Annotated in this window: 17 protein-coding genes and 1 tRNA gene; 8 read left to right on the top strand and 10 right to left on the bottom strand. The window is 42.8% G+C overall.

The annotated features are described in order from the left end of the window. Positions 1 to 17: 17 nt before the first annotated feature. Positions 18 to 1,214 carry a tyrosine-type recombinase/integrase gene (locus CRO21_RS13845; protein ID WP_097079906.1) on the bottom strand — a complete coding sequence of 399 codons (1,197 nt, stop codon included), beginning with the start codon at positions 1,212 to 1,214 and terminating at the stop codon, positions 18 to 20. Between the two features lie 187 nt (positions 1,215 to 1,401). Further along, positions 1,402 to 1,491: transfer RNA gene (locus CRO21_RS13840), tRNA-Ser, on the bottom strand. A gap of 111 nt (positions 1,492 to 1,602) precedes the next feature. Here CRO21_RS13840 and CRO21_RS13835 point away from each other — a divergent pair. Continuing rightward, complete coding sequence (locus CRO21_RS13835; protein WP_097079905.1) at positions 1,603 to 3,474, top strand: potassium transporter Kup; 1,872 nt, start codon at positions 1,603 to 1,605, stop codon at positions 3,472 to 3,474. 46 nt (positions 3,475 to 3,520) lie between these two features. On the opposite strand, the gene CRO21_RS13830 is transcribed toward CRO21_RS13835, so the two are convergent. Then, on the bottom strand, positions 3,521 to 4,369 hold the full coding sequence (locus tag CRO21_RS13830) for a hypothetical protein (protein WP_097079904.1): 849 nt from the start codon (positions 4,367 to 4,369) through the stop codon (positions 3,521 to 3,523). 342 nt (positions 4,370 to 4,711) lie between these two features. Between CRO21_RS13830 and CRO21_RS13825 the strand changes: the two genes are divergently transcribed. Further along, complete coding sequence (locus tag CRO21_RS13825; RefSeq protein ID WP_097079903.1) at positions 4,712 to 5,794, top strand: DNA/RNA non-specific endonuclease; 1,083 nt, start codon at positions 4,712 to 4,714, stop codon at positions 5,792 to 5,794. Positions 5,795 to 5,824: 30 nt separating this feature from the next. After that, positions 5,825 to 6,085: a hypothetical protein gene (locus CRO21_RS13820; protein ID WP_097079902.1), complete on the top strand. Its 261-nt coding sequence runs from the start codon at positions 5,825 to 5,827 to the stop codon at positions 6,083 to 6,085. Positions 6,086 to 6,158: 73 nt separating this feature from the next. On the opposite strand, the gene CRO21_RS13815 is transcribed toward CRO21_RS13820, so the two are convergent. Next, on the bottom strand, positions 6,159 to 6,437 hold the full coding sequence (locus CRO21_RS13815) for a hypothetical protein (protein WP_097079901.1): 279 nt from the start codon (positions 6,435 to 6,437) through the stop codon (positions 6,159 to 6,161). A 263-nt stretch (positions 6,438 to 6,700) separates the two neighbouring features. Between CRO21_RS13815 and aqpZ the strand changes: the two genes are divergently transcribed. After that, positions 6,701 to 7,393: an aquaporin Z gene (gene aqpZ / locus CRO21_RS13810; protein ID WP_097079900.1), complete on the top strand. Its 693-nt coding sequence runs from the start codon at positions 6,701 to 6,703 to the stop codon at positions 7,391 to 7,393. Between the two features lie 376 nt (positions 7,394 to 7,769). On the opposite strand, the gene hisF is transcribed toward aqpZ, so the two are convergent. Then, positions 7,770 to 8,528, bottom strand: a complete 759-nt coding sequence (gene hisF / locus CRO21_RS13805; RefSeq protein ID WP_097079899.1) for an imidazole glycerol phosphate synthase subunit HisF — start codon at positions 8,526 to 8,528, stop codon at positions 7,770 to 7,772. A 115-nt stretch (positions 8,529 to 8,643) separates the two neighbouring features. Between hisF and CRO21_RS13800 the strand changes: the two genes are divergently transcribed. Genes CRO21_RS13800 through CRO21_RS13790 form a run of 3 tightly spaced genes read left to right on the top strand, consistent with a single transcriptional unit; the run spans position 8,644 to position 10,655 of the window. Further along, positions 8,644 to 9,597 (top strand): homoserine kinase, encoded by a 954-nt coding sequence (locus tag CRO21_RS13800; protein WP_097079898.1) that lies wholly within the window; start codon positions 8,644 to 8,646, stop codon positions 9,595 to 9,597. Then, the gene (locus CRO21_RS13795) at positions 9,597 to 10,226 is read left to right on the top strand and encodes a DUF1294 domain-containing protein (RefSeq protein ID WP_097079897.1); all 630 of its coding nucleotides are present in this window, start codon (positions 9,597 to 9,599) and stop codon (positions 10,224 to 10,226) included. Before CRO21_RS13800 ends, CRO21_RS13795 begins: the two co-directional genes overlap by 1 nt. 48 nt (positions 10,227 to 10,274) lie before the next feature. After that, positions 10,275 to 10,655 (top strand): DUF4870 family protein, encoded by a 381-nt coding sequence (locus tag CRO21_RS13790; RefSeq protein WP_097079896.1) that lies wholly within the window; start codon positions 10,275 to 10,277, stop codon positions 10,653 to 10,655. Between the two features lie 47 nt (positions 10,656 to 10,702). Here CRO21_RS13790 and CRO21_RS13785 read toward each other — a convergent pair whose 3' ends face one another. The 5 genes from CRO21_RS13785 to CRO21_RS13765 form a co-directional block, all read right to left on the bottom strand. Further along, positions 10,703 to 11,764, bottom strand: a complete 1,062-nt coding sequence (locus tag CRO21_RS13785) for an MBL fold metallo-hydrolase (RefSeq protein ID WP_097079895.1) — start codon at positions 11,762 to 11,764, stop codon at positions 10,703 to 10,705. A 32-nt stretch (positions 11,765 to 11,796) separates the two neighbouring features. Then, entirely contained in the window at positions 11,797 to 12,765 is a 969-nt protein-coding gene (locus CRO21_RS13780; RefSeq protein WP_097079924.1) for a cation diffusion facilitator family transporter, read from the bottom strand. A 102-nt stretch (positions 12,766 to 12,867) separates the two neighbouring features. Further along, complete coding sequence (locus CRO21_RS13775) at positions 12,868 to 14,046, bottom strand: benzoate/H(+) symporter BenE family transporter (protein ID WP_171294055.1); 1,179 nt, start codon at positions 14,044 to 14,046, stop codon at positions 12,868 to 12,870. 173 nt (positions 14,047 to 14,219) lie between these two features. After that, positions 14,220 to 14,861 (bottom strand): HAD-IA family hydrolase, encoded by a 642-nt coding sequence (locus CRO21_RS13770; RefSeq protein ID WP_097079923.1) that lies wholly within the window; start codon positions 14,859 to 14,861, stop codon positions 14,220 to 14,222. A gap of 49 nt (positions 14,862 to 14,910) precedes the next feature. Beyond that, positions 14,911 to 15,876: an RluA family pseudouridine synthase gene (locus CRO21_RS13765; RefSeq protein ID WP_097079893.1), complete on the bottom strand. Its 966-nt coding sequence runs from the start codon at positions 15,874 to 15,876 to the stop codon at positions 14,911 to 14,913. Positions 15,877 to 16,566: 690 nt separating this feature from the next. On the opposite strand from CRO21_RS13765, the gene CRO21_RS13760 reads away from it, so the two are divergent. Next, the gene (locus tag CRO21_RS13760) at positions 16,567 to 20,076 is read left to right on the top strand and encodes an Rne/Rng family ribonuclease (RefSeq protein WP_097079892.1); all 3,510 of its coding nucleotides are present in this window, start codon (positions 16,567 to 16,569) and stop codon (positions 20,074 to 20,076) included. Positions 20,077 to 20,133: the final 57 nt, after the last annotated feature.

Genomic DNA, 20,133 nt, shown 5'->3' with positions numbered 1-20,133 from the left:
TTATTCTACTAAAAATTTTATACAATTTTTTGTTTAGGAAATGAAATCACTTTACTCCTCAATCCATCAATAAAATTAGACCATTCCTGCATCATCTTGATACGATATTCTAGATGCTGCGCATGATTATAGGCTTGAGAAACGGCATTACCTACCCTGTGTGCAAGCTGGATTTCTATCGCATCATGCATATAGCCTTGTTCGTGAAGTGTTGTTGAAGCCAGTCCACGAAAACCGTGTCCGGTCATCTTCCCGTTATATCCCATTGTACGAATTGCGCATAAAAGCGCATTACTGCTCATCGGTTTAGCTGTACTATGATTATAGAACACATATTGCTTGTGCCCTGTAATTGGTTTCAATGCCTCAACAATTTCAATAGCTTGAGTGGACAGTGGTACGATATGGGGTAAAGCCATTTTCATTTTATCGGCAGGGATACGCCATAATTTCTCTTCAAAATTGATTTCTTCCCACTCCATTAATCTTAGTTCTGCTGTTCTGACAAATGTAAGTGTCATCAGTTGTAATGCAGATTTGATAATAATATTACCGTGATAGCGATCCATGCGCTCAATAAAAGCTGGGAATTCAGAGATATCAAGTCTTGCCATATGTTTTACTTTACGTGGCTTTAAGGCTTCCTGAAGATGAGGTGTCGGATCATTTTCAATGATGCCCTTTCGTATCGCAAAGCGAAAGATACGTCCAGCCAGAGGGATTGAGCGTTTAGCCATTTCTTGAGCACCACGTTCCTCAATTCTTTTCGCACAAGCAAGAATATCTTTACCTTTGAGCTGGTCTATTGGAGTTTGCCCAATAAAAGGAAACAGGTCTTTTTCAAATACAGATAAATCACGTAAATAAGTAGCCTCTTTTATCACTGCCTTACGGTCTTCCATCCATTCCATTGCAAGAGCTTTAAAGAGGAGATTTTCATCTACTTGCTGTTTCTTTTGTTTTTTCGCTTCATTTGGATTAACTCCATCTTTTATTTGTAACCGTGCTTCATCTCGAATCCTTCTTGCCTGTGCAAGTGTGGTTTCAGGGTATATGCCAATACTAAAAATATTCTCTTTGCCATTAAGACGAAATTTCATACGCCAATACATACCACCTGATGGTGTAACCTCCAAATACATGCCTTTTTCATCAGCATAACGGGTTTTCTTTTCTGATGGTTTGATCTTTCTGACTTTGGCATCTGTGAGCATGACTACATATCCTGGAGAAGATTTGGGGGTACAAAAAATGGGGGGATCAATATGTACCCCCATTTATACCCCCAACTATAGCAGGATTGCAATAGATATCATCCGATAGCATGAGACAACAAAAAAGGCTTAAACCTTTGCAGCTTAAGCCTTTTCGTATTCCACCGGACATCTTTGGAATGAATCTTGGCGGTGAGAGAGGGATTCGAACCCTCGATACGCGCAAACGTATACACACTTTCCAGGCGTGCTCCTTCAGCCACTCGGACACCTCACCAAGGGCTGCGATAATAACGAAAAATGTAAAGATTGCCAAGTGAATTACACGTTAAAAGTGAAAACAATGCTAACATTGCGCAAAAATACCGAAGCTGACCTTTAAAAAAAGATGAATCACGTTAAAAAAACCGCACTTCCTGCGATTACGCTGGCTGCACTTGGTGTCGTATTTGGTGATATCGGAACCAGTCCACTTTATGCGATCAAACAATGTTTTGCTGCGGCACACATCGCTGTTTCGACCCAAAGTGTTCTAGGCATCTTATCGTTGATTTTCTGGTGTATGACGCTCACCATCAGCATCAAATATATTAGTATTATCATGCGGGCCGATAATAATGGTGAAGGTGGCATCATGTCGCTGCTTGCATTGAATTTGCGTGCCAAGGGATTTATTGAGAAATATAAGATTGTACTGATCGCCATTGGTTTTATCGGTGCCTCTTTGTTTTTTGGCGATGGCATTATCACACCAGCAATTTCGGTGTTATCTGCGGTTGAAGGTCTCAGCATTGCTACACCTATTTTTAATGACTGGATTGTGCCAATTTCCATCGGTATTCTGGCAGCATTATTTTTGGTACAACGACACGGTACAGCGGTGATGGGCAAATTTTTTGGTCCGATCACCCTGCTCTGGTTTCTAAGTCTGGGATTTTTGGGTATTTACAGTATCGTGCAAACACCGATTGTGCTGACTATGGTGAGTCCACACTGGGCAGTCGAATTTATATGGCATCAGCCTTTAGTGGCGTTTTTTACTATGGGTGCAGTCATTCTCACCATTACAGGTGGTGAAGCGCTCTATGCCGATATGGGACATTTTGGCGCACTGCCTATTCGTATGGCCTGGTTTATTATTGTCATGCCGTGTTTATTATTAAATTATGCCGGACAAGGTGCATTATTATTACGTAACCCGGCAACCATCGAAAATCCATTTTATCTCATGGTGCCAGAATGGGGTTTGTATCCCATGATCGGATTGGCAACGCTGGCAGCGGTTATTGCATCTCAAGCAGTGATTACCGGGGTTTTTTCGATGGCAAAACAGGCCATTCAGCTTGGTTACCTACCGCGTTTATCGATTCAACAAACCTCGGAATCCGAACAAGGGCAGATTTATGTGCCTTTTTTAAACTGGACACTGTTTATTTCGGTATTTATTCTGATTTTATTGTTTGAAGACAGCTTAAGTCTTGCCAGTGCCTATGGTGTTGCTGTCACCATGACCATGCTGTGTGGCACCGTATTAATCGCCTTATTGGCGTATGGATACTGGCGTTGGTCTTTACTAAAAACCATCTTGGTGATGACACCTTTTTTTGTGGTCGATTTAATCTTTGTCGGCTCTACAGCCTTTAAAATTATTGCCGGTGGCTGGGTGCCGATTGCAATTGGTGCCGTAGTATTTACTTTGTTGATGACGTGGAAACGTGGTCGTGAGCTGATGTTTACCAAACTAGAAAAAGATGCCTTACCACTGGAAACATTTATCAAGCATCTGGGTGACAATGTACAAATCGTCAAGGGACAGGCAATTTTTATGACCAGCACACCTAAGATTGTGCCACATGCGATGCTGCATAATCTTAAACACAATAAAATCCTGCATGAGCTGAATTTTTTAATTAATGTTGTGACGCAAGATGTCCCGTATGTGACCGATCAGGATCGGCTTTATATTGATCGCTTAAATCCACGTTTTATTAAAATCGTAGTGTATTATGGCTTTAAAGATGAACCTAATATTCCAAAAGCTTTAGAACAGGCATGTCATGAGTTGGATATCGAATTTAATATGATGCAAATGAGCTTCTTTATTTCCCGTGATCGGGTGATTTCCAAAGTTGGCGAAGGCATGGCACCATGGCGTGAAAAATTGTTTATTTCCATGCAGCGTAATACCAGCCCTGTTAGTGATTTCTATCAAATCCCAACCAATCGTGTGGTCGAACTCGGTACCCAAATCGAAATTTAGACCAATAAAAAGCCTGTAAAAACAGGCTTTTTTCAAAATCAAAAATTTACTGCAATGGTTCAGGTAAACCTGATTCAGTATCACCGTATTGTTGCGTATTATCCATTTGTTCACTTTGCGCAGGGACAGCCTGTGCATTTGGATCAATTTGCTCTAGGCTTTGCTCTGGTATTGCAGCGGCGCTATCTTGATCAATCTGCTGATTGGGTTGAAGCGCTACCATATTTGGATCTGCTTCGACAACTACAGTGGAATCGGAGTTTGCATGTTGTGCTGCAAGGTGTTGTGATTCGTCTGCCAATGGTTGCTGTTCACTTTGTGCTAGTGCAGTTGAATCTACTTCAGCCGCTACTGATGGATCTGAACCAGTGTTCTGTGCTGCAAGATGTTGCGATTCGTCTGCCAATGGTTGTGGTTCGCTTTGTGCCAATGCAGTTGAATCTGTCTCAGCAACTATAGCGGAATCAGAATTTGCATGTTGTGCTGCAAGGTGTTGCGATTCATCTGCCAATTGTTGCTGTTCATACTGTGCCACAACATTTGGGTCATCGCTGACCACCACAGGATTTTCTGCCTGTGCCTGAATATCGGTTGATGAAGGTTGTGTATGCTGTGCCAGTGAGTCATCAGCACCAGCATGTGCTATGCTTGATGCAGCGATTAAGGTTTGATTTTGTATGTCAATCACTGCATTTTGCGCAATTGCTTGTGCAATGACCTGTTTTGGAATACCCATCTGTTCCAGTGAACCGGGCTGTCCATTGATGGTGGTTTCAACTTTAACCTGAGCCAAACTTTCTAAAGTATCGCCAGGCTGCAAAGGGGGTTCTGCAAAAGCAGCACTTGCACAGACCATGGTTGCAATTGAAACCAGTCCTGAATGTATTTTGGTCATCATCATCTCCTTTTTATCAATGATTGAGTCATGCTAAGAGGCCATATGAGAAAATTCGGGTAAAGAGAGAAGTATATTTAACGGGTTTTCTCGAACACCATTCCGGACGTTTTTGTCACATTGGATCAATATTTCCAGTTTCCAGAGCGGTGTAGCATCTCTATTGAGTGAGTACGGTAAAGCACTGCTTTGTGAACTTTGTTGGTTTCAGGTTGTTCAAATTCATAACACCTGTAATGATCTTGTAAGAAAAACAGGACTTGTTCATATACAGCGTAAACTTTGATTGCTAAGATTCGGGCAACACAGCATTCTTGTAACTTTTATTCTTTTGGCTATTCAATGGTTTTAAAAAAGCGTCTTATTTCTGTTTTTGTCCCGGTGCTTGCATTTTTTAGCTGGAAGATGACCAATCAGAGTAGTGGCAATATTTTCAGTTTCAATCGAGATTTATGTCTAAATCAATTTCATCAGGAAGCCGCACCCGAACTGATCAATCCGAAATTAAAAAATCAAACCTATCCTCTGTGCTATCAAGGCTTCAGTTTAAACTACTCTGGTATTTCCAAAACACCATTATGGGTCGCAGAAAAACTTACGCCACAGCGTTTAGCGCAAAAAATCAAACGTGAAGATAATTTCCATATTGAAGCAAGATTACCCGTAAATGCCCGTGCATTACTCGAAGATTATCGCGGTTCTGGTTATGATCGTGGGCATATGGCACCCAATGGCGATATGGGCGATAAAGTCTCACAATATGACAGCTTTTCCCTTGCCAATATCATTCCGCAAGCGCCTGACAATAACCAAAATACATGGCGTGAAATTGAAGAAGCCACACGGGCCATGGTCAGTAAGTATAAACTGGATGCCTACGTGGTAACCGGACCTGCTTATTTAAATGCCAAAGTAAAATATATTAAAAAAGGACATGCAGTCCTTGTTCCGAGTCATGTCTATAAAGCAGTTTATTTTCCTAGAATCGGTATGGCGAGTGCGTATTTGTCCAGCAACGATAACAGTCGTAGTGCAAAACTCATCAGCATTTGTGCATTAGAAGAAGCCATCGGCATTAATATTTTCCCGCAAGCCGCCGAAAACACTAAACGGCAGGTCTATGCTTTGCCCATGCAAGCCAGAAAGGTTAAGGCCAATCAACAGCCCAAATTTTTGCAAAATGATCTGATCAGTCAATGTGCGCCAGATATTTCGGCGGATCAAATCAAAGCCACACAAAAACAATTTATCGTTGGAAAAAATTATACTTCTGGTTTAGATTTAGCGATACCCTCAGTGCAACAGAATCCGAATACATCGCCAATAGATGAACAGTTGGATCAGATCAATCAACAGCAAGACAAACTCTCCAATCTCAATAAGATCTTATTGCCTTTGCTGCGTTGGTTAAAACAACAGGAATAGTCCCAAACAGAAGTTAAACTCGAGAATGCCATGGATTTTACACCCTTTAAAGATGCAACAGGCAGTCGCACGATCGATAATCTCACACTGGAAAATCAGGGTGAGCGCTTATCGATTTATGGCAGTCTGCAAATCACCCTTGATCAACAAGGTTTGCACTATGCCAAACAATTACAACAGCTACTGAACGAAATGGTTGATTATCTGGAACAACAAACATTACCCGAAAAATTAACACCGCCCGAAGATGCAGAAGAAGTTGATAATCCTTTCTGGCAGAAAAAGCCTTGATTATTAGAGAATTGGTTTTTAAACCATGAATTCTTAGATAAGTATGTTTTTTAGCTAATTCACCTTTAAAACATTAGGCGTGTAAAAAATGTTGCTGTAACCATGCAATATAATTGCGTTGATCTAAAAAATCCGGTGCCTGAGCAATATCAAGATCATATGTTTTGGCGTTAAATTCTATCCATATTTTACTCGATGTATGATGACAGTGTTTTACCGTAAAATAGGTGTTAAAAAAGAATCTATTGCGCCCCCAATTGGTTAAATTCTCTATTTTTGGGCAATCCGATTTCTGTAGAAAGTTTAAATAGCAGTCTTTAATATCGTCTAAGCTATAGATTATTTGCCCCATAGCACACCTCATGATCAAACTGAATTTAATAAAATTCTTTGTATGAAAAACTACCAAATTGTTATGAAGATTTGATGAAAAAAACAGCACTATTTTTTTACCCCAAACAATGTGAGTATAAATTTTCAACAATTTTGCTTTTTTAAATCATTTATCTTGGATAAGATACATGAAAATGCGAATTATTTAATGTTTTACACATGCTAAACTCGCATTTTAAAACTAAAACACATCTCAATTTGATTTTATTCGGGTGAAAAATGATGAATAAGTATTTAGCAGAGTTTATCGGGACATTTTGGCTGGTATTTGGTGGTTGTGGTAGTGCTATTTTTGCAGCAGCATTTCCAGAACTTGGGATTGGCTTTGCCGGTGTCGCACTGGCATTTGGTTTAACGGTACTCACCGCAGCATATGCAGTGGGCCATATTTCGGGTGGACATTTTAATCCGGCTGTCACAGTGGGATTATGGGCTGGCGGACGCTTCCAAGCCGGTCAGGTTGTACCTTATGTTGTTGCTCAAGTGATTGGTGCCATCATTGCGGCATTTATTCTTTATCTAATTGTTCAGGGTCAGGCTGGTTTTGCTGGTACAGGCGGTTTTGCCTCTAATGGCTATGGCGAGCTTTCTCCTGGTAAATATTCCCTTTTATCAGCATTAATTATTGAAATTGTTTTAACTGCGGGTTTTCTATTTGTGATTTTAGGGGCAACCGACCGTCGTGCACCAGCAGGTTTTGCACCGATTGCCATTGGTCTGGCATTGACCTTAATTCATTTAATCAGTATTCCGGTCACCAATACTTCGGTAAACCCTGCACGTAGTACCGGTGTTGCCTTCTTTGCCGAAACTGCGGCATTAGGTCAATTGTGGTTATTCTGGGTGGCACCGATCATTGGTGGTGTGATTGGCGCTTTACTGTATAAGGTCGTTGGGGGTAAGGAACAGCAATAAAAACCCAACATCATGATTAAGTAATTTTTTAATATCAGCTCAAGATAAATAATTAAACAATATTTTGAAAAAAAGTAACACCATTAAGGCGGTGTCTTGTTGTTTAAAAGCCAATTATTGGAATAACCCACTTCGTCTTGTACTGCGATTGAAATATATTTCAATCTTGTTCAGGTTCGACCTACTTTTCTTTCGGGAAAAGTAGGCAAAACCATTTGTCGTTTGCAAACTCGTCCAATACCTATTTCTACCTAATTCATCACACAACAGTATCTTAAAGATGCTATGCTGCCTCGAACAATGCAAATGACTTTCCACGTAGCAAATGTTTATTACTCATCTTATATAGAATTAACTTTTTTAGCATTCCATCTTTTTATAAACGCATTTCTATCCCTTGTGCTGCCAGATAAGCTTTGGCTTCCGGAATGCTATGCTGACCAAAATGGAAAATACTGGCCGCTAACACGGCATCTGCACCGCCTTTTAAAATCCCATCCGCCAAGTGCTGTAAATTGCCAACACCGCCAGATGCAATGGTTGGAATCGTGACACGATCATTAATGGTACGCATCAATCCCAGATCATAGCCAGCCTTGGTACCATCGGCATCCATACTGGTCACCAGTAACTCACCAGCACCGAGTTCGGCCATTTTCACCGACCATTCTATGGCATCAATACCTGTTGGTTTACGCCCACCATGGGTAAATATTTCCCATTTATTGTCGGCAACTTTTTTGGCATCAATCGCGACAACAATACACTGCGCACCGAAACGATTGGAAGCTTCAGCAACAAACTCCGGATTAAATACCGCAGCCGAATTAATACTGACTTTATCTGCGCCAGCATTTAACAGCAATCGAATATCTTCGATTTTACGCACACCACCGCCTACAGTTAACGGTACAAAAACACTTTCTGCCATGCGTTCGACAGTCCGATAGGTGGTATCCCGACCATGATGTGTGGCGGTAATATCCAGAAAAGTAATTTCATCGGCACCCTGTTCATTATAACGGCGGGCCACTTCGACCGGATCACCTGCATCACGAATATCGACAAACTGGACGCCCTTGACCACTCGACCATTATCGACGTCTAAACATGGAATAATTCGTTTTGCTAGCATAATTTCGTCCAAACGCTATAGAGATGCTTGATAAATTGTCAGGAAAGCTACAACTTATGACAATAAGGCGTTATTCTAACAAAAATCTTTTATTTGTCCGCAGGTTTTCTTCATTATGTCGGTTTATACACAACTTAGCCTTGAACAAGTACAACACTTTGCCAAAGACTTTGGATTAGACATTGTTGAGATCCAGCCCATTCAGGGCGGCATTGAAAATACCAATTATTTTTTAACTGCTCAGGATAATAAGCAATATGTACTGACCGTTTTTGAGGAACTGGACAAAGCGGCTGCTTCCGAATTGATTCCGGCATTACAACATCTGGGTCAGCAGCATCTACCTGTCGCTGTACCTTTAAAATATGATGGTGAAGCCATTCATTTTATTGCAGATAAACCCGCACAAATCGCACCTCGTCTAGCAGGCGGGCATCCGATTCCATCAACAGTTGCACAAGTCGCAGCAATCGGACAAGCATTGGCAAAAATGCATCTGGCACTGCAAAACTTTCCGCTGGAACGTGAAAATAATCATGGACAAGTCTGGTGGCAAAAAACTGCAACAACCTTATATCAACGCATGTCCGCAGATGACCAGCAATTGCTAGATCGGGTATTTAGACAATTTGAAACGGCTCAAGCGCAGTTTCCGGATCGTCCCAAAGGATTAATCCATGCCGATTTATTCCGTGACAATACCTTGTATGTCGGAGATCAACTGACCGGGATTCTGGATTTTTCCGAATTAAATGGTGATGAATTACTACTGGATATCAGTATTACGCTCAATGATTTTTGTAGCAATTTTCCCGATGTCAGTCTAGACAATGACAAAGCACAAGCCTTTATGACTGCCTATCAACAGATCCGTCCGCTTAGCACAGATGAAAAAGCCTGCCTGAACATTTATCTGGCCATGGCAGCATGTCGCTTCTGGTTATCACGACTACAAGTGGCAGAGCGCAATCAGGCAGAAGGCCGGACCGGCAGTGATATTTTGCAAAAAGATCCGCAAGAAATGCGCTTGATGCTGATCAATCGCCTGACACAGGAGTACAACATCTAATGGCACGGTATCAGGGGCGATTGGTAGAGTGGCATGATGAACAGGGTTATGGCTTTATTCAGGGTATTAGCGATCCAAAACATCAACGGGTATTTTTACATATTAAAAGTTTTCAGCGTTCCGGCCCTCGCCCGATTCAGGGCTGTGTGGTGGAATATGATCTTGGGTTGGACAATCAATCTCGCCCGCAAGCCATCAATGTCAGTTATGTCAAGGCTGGGCAAGTAAAAGGTAAACAAAGCGCAGCTTCAGCTTCAAAACAGAGCAAAAAAAATGCTTGGCATCCAATGTATATACTCATGCTGATCTACTGGGTTGCACTTTTTGTGCTGTCTTCTTTTGGCAAACTGCCAATGCTAAGCATAATGATCATTATGCTAATCAATGCCTATACCTATTGGCTCTATCAGAAAGATAAACAGGCGGCTTTAAATGGTGATTTTCGGATTTCCGAGCAGCATTTATTATTGATGAATGTGTTGGGCGGCTGGACAGCCGCATGGTTTGCACGGCAACATTTTCGTCATAAGACACAAAAACAACCATTTAAAACCTATTTTGCACTGTCGATTGTCTTAAACCTTGTTTTAATTGCTTTTGCAGTATTTGCACAAGAGTATTTAATATAATCAAGGTCAATCCTCATGGACACGATACAAAACAGAGATCTACAAGAGATGAATCATCAAAACTTTGGTTCTCAAGACAATAAAACACTGACTTATGTGCTTTACGCACTTTATATTGCATCGATTTTCAGTGCTGGGATTTTGTCGATCATTGCCATTATTATCAATTATATCAAGCTTGATTCAGTCAAAGGTACTGCGCTGGAAAGCCATTTTATCTGGCAAATCCGTAGTTTCTGGTGGTATTTATTCTGGAATGTTGTTGCCATTGCCTGTGTTTGTCTGGTGGTGTTTGTCTATCATTCACCTTGGTGGAGTGCTACCCCCTTACTCGGCTTGAGCATTGTGGGGATTGCATGGATCTGGCATGTGTATCGCTGTATTCGGGGTCTCATTACCTTAAGTGAAGACCGTCCGATGTATCAGTAAGGCGTAATTTTTCGGCATAACACATCCTATTTCATGCTATCTATCGCCTAGACTTGAATCATCTGTCCTTCTTCAAGACAAACAAATTGCTGCTCTGGCACTTGATAATGACATAAGGCCGTGTGTAAATCCTGTTCGGGTGCAAACATCTCTTCATCGGTCAGTTGGAACATACGATGATGAATTGCCACACTCTGCTCGGCCTGTAAATCCAGATGTGCCTTGACTGCATCATCAGGATTCATGTGCAAGTATTGCATCAAACGACGCGGCTCATAGGCACCGATGGGTAATAATGCCAATTTCGGCGGCGTTAGTCTCGCAGCAATCTGTTTAAAATGCTCGCTATATGCAGCATCTCCAGCAAAATAGGCATGTCCGGCATCAGATAAAATCGAAAAGCCGCCCCACAATGCCTGATTCTGATCTCTTAAGCCCCGACCAGAACCATGTTGTGAGGGAACATACACGATATTTAATTCACCCTGATCACCAAAATATTGCTGTTGCCACCAATCCATTTCGATCACTTTAAAATGTTTGGGCAAATATTGTCCATTGGCAAGACCTGTATAAATCGGCATATCAAAACGGTCTACCAGCCAGTTTAACGTGGCCAGATCCATATGGTCATAATGATTATGACTCAGTAACACTGCATCAATCTTTGGCAATTGTTCCAGTGCAAGTCCCATCGGACGAAAGCGTTTGGGGCCACTGCCCTGTTGTGGGCTGACATAATCACACCACACCGGATCGGTTAAAAAATTATAGCGGCCAATTTGTAACAATACCGTGGCATGGCCAATAAAATAGACTTGCCAATCTGTAATTTCGGCAGCATCACATTGCTGAGGCAAATCAGATTGTGGAGCATTTTCCTGTGCCAGCCATGTCGATTTGCTTTTATGTCGTGTCGCAATCCATTTTAAAATATTGCTAAGCGTTTGATATTCCGGACGTGGCGCAAGATTATGAAATTCATCACCAGTGCAATGGTCCGATGTTTCATACGCATTGTTTAAGCGAATATAGGTATGCCGAATACAGCTTTGAGTAGATAGCCTATATTGCAAATGCTGATCTGTGCTGTTGCTATTTTTCGTCATAAGATAAACCAACTGCTATGGGAATGATAATGCTATTGCTCCAGTCGCCCCTGCATACGTTGCAACCAGACTTTTTGGGTTTGTGGTTTGATAAACAAGGTGACAATTTCCGGATGCGCTGTTTTGGCAGCAGTTTCGATACGATTAATACAATTTTCGATATCGTCACTGGTCAGACTATCTTTAAATTCCAGACTTAACAATGCTAGTACCTGATGTGCACCGATTTGTTCGGTCAATACGCCATTGGCATTTAACACCGCTTCATCTTCGGCAGCGATCAACATTAAATGATTGCGTAATTTTGGATCGGCACTTTCACCAAGTAATAACCCCTTGGTTTCCCGTGCCAATAGGGTTGCAGCAATCGCCAACACCACACCAATCAAAATAGATGCAACACCATCCAGCATCGGTAGATTAAAAATCTGACTGGCGGCAATACCAACCAAGGCAATCGTTAAACCAATCAATGCTGCGGAATCTTCGAATAACACGGTAAAAGTAGTGGGATCTTTACTACGCCGAAAAGCCTCAAAATAACCAAGCTTGCCTTTTTCCTTACGGAAATTTTTCAGTGCTACGCCCCATGACGTGCCTTCACACAACATGGCGATACCCAACACAATGTAGTTCACCAGAGGATCCTTGATTTCTTCCGGATTTAAAATATGGTGCACACCCTGATAAATAGACACAATTGATCCCAAGGCAAACACCATTAAGGACACAATAAATGCCCAGAAATACAGTTCACGCCCATATCCAAAAGGATGCGTGGCATCAGGTGCACGTTCGGATTTCTTTAAGCCATGCAATAACAGCACTTCATTTAAAGTATCCACCAAAGAGTGAATGGCTTCACTGAGCATGGCCGAACTATTGGTCCACCAAGCGGCAATAAATTTGACAATGGCAATGGCAAAATTTCCAGCCAAAGCGGCATATACAACGATACGACTGGAATGTGTTTTTTCTATTTTAGCAGGTGTTGTGGTCATATCTGTTTTATAGGGATTCAAAGTGTGATATTTCTCTCTAGTCTAATCCAATTTTTTGTATAGAGCAGCATATGTTATGTATGATCTTTTAAGTATGATCGTCTATGTATGGCTACGTAAATCAATCACCTGCTTTAATAGATATAACGCAATGCCGGCACATAATCCCCAAAATGCAGATCCAACGCCCCACAGCGTTAAACCGGATGCCGTCACCATAAATGTCAACATCGCCGCATCAAGATGTTGCATCTCGGACAATGCCGTTTTTAAGGCATGACTACAGGCAGAAAATAATGCCAAGCCAGCAATTGCAACCACAAATGCTTTGGGTACCAGTGCAAAGAGCTGCACCATACTTTGCGCAAAAACCGCAAACAGAAAATAAAAAAATGCGCAGCTTAAACCTGCAATATAGCGTTTCGAGGCATCAGGATGGCAATCCTGACTGGTGCAAATGGCAGCAGTAATCGAAGATAATGTCACACCATGCGAACCAAATGGCGCAGTCAATAATGAAGCCACGCCAGTATAGGTAATCAGTTTGGATTCTGGTGCTTGATAGCCGGACGTTTGCATGACCGCCAGTCCACTGGCATTTTGCGAGGTCATCGCCACAATAAATAAAGGCAAGGCAATACCAAAAATCGCAGACAATGACCAAGTCGGTGTGGTCCAGACCGGCTGTGCAACTGCCCATGAAATACTGGACCATGCCAGATCATTTTGTAGTAAAACAATTGCAATCCCGACCAATAAGGTCAATACAATGGAATATTTGGGTAAAAGCAATTTCGCAATAAAATATGTGATGCACATTAACAGAACCAAAACGGGCTGCAATTGAATCTGCATAAATGCCTGCAAGCAAAACTGTAATAAAATCCCCGCCAGCATGGCAGCAATGATACTCATCGGGATTTTTTGCATCACTTTTTGAAATAGTCCTGTTACCCCAAAAATAATCACCAAAACCGCCGAAACGATATAGGCCATTACCGCTTCACTCAAGGAATATAAGGGTAATGCGGTCACCAGTAATGCAGCACCCGGTGTAGACCATGCAGTAATAATCGGCATTTTTAATTTTAGACTTAAAATCAGCGTTACCACACCACAGCCCAGTGAGGCGGAAGCCAGCCATGACGCGGTTTGCAATGTCGACAGTTGCCCCATTTGTGCAGCATGAAAAATAATGACCGCAGAACTGGCATAAGCGATTACCACAGCAATAAAGCCTGCAACAATAGCAGAAAGCGAAATATCTTTAGAAATGGACATAGTCAGGAACATCAAAAATTTGTGGAATTATCTGCCCAAATGATAGCGAATTTCAAATAAAAATTGATCTTGATGCAAAACTCAGGCAGATTTTTTTGATCATACACAGTGTGAACCAGCAGCATAATGATACCTGTCAATACACGAAGTTATCATCGCATTTAATCCATTCATCAATCAGATAATAAGAGTTGATGTAATTGCTGAACATTGTCGGCAATCGCAAGCGGCTTAAACTGTGTCAACACATCAACCGAATGTACACCATAACTCACGCCAATTCTTGGCATCTCGATATTTTGTGCCATATGCAGATCATAACTGGTATCGCCAATCATGATCGCCCGATCAGCTGTAATACCTGTTGCTGCCAGAATCTGTCGTAACATTAATGGATCAGGTTTGGAACGTGTTTCACTGGCGGCGCGGGTCACATCAAATAAATCCAGACTCGCGGTGTGATGTAAAACCCGATCCAGACCTTTACGGCTTTTGCCTGTCGCCACGGCCAGTTTTTTATGCTGTTTTTTTAAGCCATGCAGTAACTCTGCTACGCCATCAAACCATGCATCCTGTCCGGAATTTTCCACATAATGGGCAGAATACGCTTCCAAAATATTCTGCTGTAAATGCGGGACATCTGGAAATAAAGTCTGCATTACCTCCGGCAGCCCCAAACCAATCACACTTTTTGCGGCATCATCCGTTAAAGGTTGCTGATATTGCTGTGCTGCAAATTGCAGGCTGTTGACAATCTGACCAACCGAATTATAGAGCGTACCATCCCAGTCAAATACGATTAAATCAAAATCCATCACACTAAAATCACCCAAATCAGACCCTGCGTTCACCTGTTGTTCCTGTCTAAAGTTTTCGTAATTGCGCAAGCACATTTTGCATATCTTCGGGTAAAGCTGTTTCGATCACAGGATAACCCGGAATCTGCAAGCGCTTGGCATGTAAGCATAACCGCCGTGGTTCTACTGCACGAAACGGCGTCTGATGCCCATATTTATCATCACCCAGCAATGGATGGCCAATACTTAAACCATGGACACGAATCTGATGGGTACGTCCGGATAAAGGTGAGGCATGAATCAAGGTTGCCTGTTTAAAGCGCTCCGCTACACGCCATTCGGTTTGGCTGGGTTTACCGTCTTTGGCGACTCGAACACGACGCTCACCATTGGCAAGTTCATAACGCAACAAGGGGGCATCAATCAATTGCTCATCCATGGTCACCACACCTTTCACAATCGCAGCATAGGTTTTCTTGATACGATGCGCACGCAAATCGTCCTGCAAAGCTTTGAGCACACTGCGCTTTTTGGAAATCATCACCAGCCCGGAAGTATCCCGGTCTATACGATGAATCAACTCCAGATATTTTTTCCCTGTTGCATGACGCAATGCTTCGATCAAACCATAGGCAACACCGCTGCCGCCATGTACGGCAATACCGGAAGGCTTGTTCACCACAATCAGACCTTCATCTTCAAAAACAATACGATCAAGCAAGCCCTTTGCGATTTTGTCTCCAATCGGCGGCTGTTGTTCGGTACTGGCCTGTTGGCTATTTGTCTGTTTACACCGAATCGGTGCAACCCGAATCTGATCACCAATATTTAACTTGGTATCAGCTTTAATGCGCTTTTTATTCACACGCACTTCGCCTTCCCGAATCAATCGATAAATCCTGCTTTTCGGTACACCCTTGAGGCGACTAAATAAAAAATTATCAATTCTCTGCCCCTCTTGATGTTCTGTCACATCAAACCAGGTGACATTCTGCCAAGGTTGATCAGAATGGGAAGGTTTGGATTCAGTCATATGGTCTATTGCTCTAAAAAATTCATTTTTGGATATTTTCTAAACAAATAAACAGCATTTATGTTTAAAAAAAAGGATCTACCCCATAGGCAGATGGTGAAGCATTTGCTATATTCAGCGCACGGATACCAGCGTAACAGTCCATCTCGTGACTTAATCGACTTTTAAGCGATTAAATGATGCACATAAGATTGCGTGTCGGTCCTCAAAGAATATGCCTTTGCCGAGGGCAAATTATATCGGCAAATTGGTGATGTGTTTGTGTTTTTTGCAAATTAATCGCACAAATCATATTGCTCCGTACAAATTGTCGCTAACAACAATCTTGTTAGTTTATATGTAAACTGATTGCATCACACAAATTGCGCCCTAGAGAGATATTCAGGTAACTCGAAACGATATATTAAGGTCTGCTGCCATACGCCTATTTCATGATGAGAATGCCATGAATAGATGACAAATAAGATATAGCATTGCGAAAGATCACCATTTAGATCACCTTATATACAGCATGTTTACCAGTGAATATTCAGGTAGCTTGAGGTTCAATGATTATTGTGGCTTTGACATCATGATATGTTCAAAATCCACCCTAAGCTCAATTACCCAAATTATCGATAATTGAGTCTGTTAGGCATTTGCGCCACCTTGCCAATTTGTTGGTGTATATCACTAGAAGGTATTACACCCATGAAACGTATGTTGATTAATGCAACACATGCCGAAGAGGTTCGTGTTGCACTTGTCACTGACAATCGCTTATACGATTTTGACTTGGAAAACCGTACAAGAGAACAGAAAAAAGCCAACATCTACAAGGGTCATGTGACCCGTGTTGAACCCTCTTTAGAAGCCGTTTTTGTCGAATATGGCGCACAACGTCAGGGCTTTTTGTCTTTAAGAGAAATCGCCAATTCTTATTTAAATGGTGATCCTCGCCACAACCACAATATCCGTGAACTGATTACCGAAGGGACAGAATTACTGGTCCAAGTGGAAAAAGAAGAACGTGGCAACAAAGGTGCTGCACTCTCTACTTTCATTTCACTTGCTGGTCGCTATTTGGTATTAATGCCAAACAATCCCAAAGGGGGTGGCATCAGCCGTCAGATTTCCGGATCAATTCGTGAAGAGCTAAAAGAAATTCTGGCTGCGCTGGATATCCCCAAAGGTATGAGCGTGATTGTACGTACCGCAGGGATTGGCCGCAGCAAGGAAGAATTGCAGCTTGATTTACAGCATTTGCTGGATCTTTGGGCACAAATTCAAAGCACCGCAAAAGCTGGGACATCACCGATGCTGGTGCATCAGGAAGCCGGTGTGGTAACACGTGCAATTCGTGATTATCTGCGTGATGATGTCGCAGAAATCCTGATAGACAGTGAAAATGCCTATAACGAAGCCTATAACTTTGTCAAAGCAGTCATGCCACGTCAATTGGATAAACTTAAAACCTATACCTTAAATGAGCCCTTGTTTGCCCATTTTGCCATCGAAAGCCAAATCCAGACTGCTTATGAACGTGAAGTGAAATTACCGTCCGGTGGTTCGATTGTCATTGACCAAACCGAAGCGCTGGTGGCAATTGACATTAACTCTGCCAAGGCAACCCGTGGTCAGGATGTAGAAGATACTGCACTTAATACCAATCTTGAAGCTGCCGAAGAAATTGCCCGTCAATTGCGCTTGCGTGATATGGGTGGCCTGATTGTGATCGACTTTATCGACATGGGTAAAGAGCGCAATCAACGCATGGTTGAAGCCAAACTGCGTGAAGCCACTCAAAGTGATCGTGCCCGTATTCAATTCGGACAATTGTCCCGTTTTGGTTTGATGGAAATGAGCCGTCAACGTTTACGTCCGTCATTGGAAGAAGCCACCGGTTATGTTTGTCCACGCTGTCACGGTACCGGCATGGTGCGTGATCTGCGCTCGCTCTCTCTGTCGATTATGCGTAAAGTAGAAGAGATTGCATTACGTGAACGTCACGGTGAAGTACAGGTTGAAGTTCCGGTTGAAATTGCAGCCTTCTTGTTAAATGAAAAACGTCACAGCATCGTTTATCTGGAACAAACCTCCGGTGTACGTGTCACCGTATTGCCACATCCGCATCTGGAAACCCCGCATTACGAAATCCAGTACAATCCGGAAGGGTTTGCCCCAACCAGTTATGAACGTACTGCGGCTACACGTTCCAGCGAAAAAGATCTAGGCTACGAATCTACTGGCTGGCACATCGAAGAACAGTTGCATGAAGCTGCACCAGCAGCAATAGAACAGCCTGTTGCACCAAAAATTGCCACCGCAGCACAACCAGCTGCAACACCCACAGTCGTAAAAAGTAAAGCGCCTTCTGCCAGCCCATGCGCATGGCTGGAAAACCTATTTGTACAAAAACAGGCTCAAACCGTTGATCAAAGTCGTACTGCTCAACATGCTGCCGCAGCCATTGAACAACTGGTCAATAATGGCGCAGTAAGTCGTGGACAATACGGTCAAATCGCCACACCAGTTGCTGCACCTGCATCTGCCACACCAGATACCGATTACGGCAATGCCTATCTGGGTCAGCAAGCAACTGCGCCTCAAGTGACAGCCGACATAGAACAACATGACAAGGAAGAACGTCAACCTCGTCGTAAAGATAAGCGTAACCGTAAAGAACCTCGTAGCGATCAGCGCGAACCTCGCAATGAGCAACGTTTTGAACAACGCAATGAACAGCGTGAACCTCGCATCGATCAGCGTGAGCAGCGTTTTGAACAAGCACCTGTCGCAGCACAAGTGCTAGAGGAACAGCCTCGTCAAAACAACAATGGCAATAAAGACCAACGCCGTAACAACAAACGCCCGAATGAGCAAAATCATGGGGCGGAGCAACAAGAGCAACATGTGGGTGTGCCACGTCGTGAACGCAATCAAAGTCGTCCGCCTCGTCCACAGCGTCATCGTGATCAGTCTGTTTTAGCGCAAGCAAATCAGACAACGCCGGTAGCTGAAGACCATTTACAGGATCAGTCACAAGGTCTATCACAGGATCATGGCGTTCAGGTGCATATTATCGAACAGACCAAGCCGGAAATTTTACCTACGGCATTGCTGGTCAATCTTGATACGGCTCAAACAGAAATTTTGGCACTCGGTCAATCCGATAGCAGTGCAACGCATGCAGGATCTGAAGCTAAAACACAGGAAAATAAACGTCCTGTTGCAAAAGCCAAAACTGTTGTGATTGCAGAATCAACTGCGCCAGTCACTGAAAATGCAGTCCAGTCGTCAGCAGTACCAAAAGAAACTGCTGTCGCAGCTGCAAAAACAGAGAAACAGGCAGAAGTGGATCAGTCGGAACCGAAACGTGCCATCAATGATCCACGTGAACGTCGCCGTCTTAAAGCAGAAAAACGTGCTGCACAAGCCAACAAAAAGGCTCAGGCTGCATTATTAACACCACAGGCACTGGCAAGTCTTGCTCAGTATAATGTAGGCAGTCTGATTCAACTGGTTTTCAATGAAGACAGTAAAATCTTTATTGATCAGTTTGGTCTGATCCCGACCTTTAATCGTGCCTTGCAAAAGCACCTTGAAAGTTTTGTGGTTGCGACCGTTGAGGAAAGTGAAGAAGATCAGCAACCTCAACAACCTGTAACACGCGATGTCAAGCTGGCGACTCAGGTCAATCCGGAACCGGTTGAAGCCTTGCCTTTAACACCACCAACACCAAGTTCTCGTGTTGCCAATGACCCACGCGAACGTCGTCGTCAGGCCAAACAAGCACTGTTGGCAGATGCACAAGCTCAGGTAAAAGCAACTGTTGAACCGGCAACGACAACACCTGCTGAATCAAACATTGCAGAAACAGCAACTATTGCAGAGGTTGAGACAGTCGATAATGCACCTGCCGAACAGGACTTCGCCTTAACGTCTCCTGATGTTGCAACACAGCAAGCAAGTGACGTGACAGAAACACCTGTAGATGCAGAACCAGTTGCTGCGACCTCAACGGATACTGCGGACCAAACAGCTCAGGTTGAAATTGCTTTGGATGAGACTCAGCCAGAAACAACAGCTGAAGCAGCGCCTGAAGAAAGCAAAGCCAAAACGACCCGTAGTCGTAAAGTGAAAGTAGAGGATGACAAAGCTCGCCCTCGTCGTCCCCGTGGACGTCCACCGAAAAAAACACCCCCAGTAACAGATGCATAATTGCCTCTAATGCCAAACAACCTAGTCAATGACCTTGACTAGGTTTTTTTATAGTCT

Source organism: Acinetobacter puyangensis (assembly GCF_900096995.1).
Classification (GTDB): domain Bacteria; phylum Pseudomonadota; class Gammaproteobacteria; order Pseudomonadales; family Moraxellaceae; genus Acinetobacter; species Acinetobacter puyangensis.
This window is presented reverse-complemented; position numbering and strand designations above follow the sequence as displayed.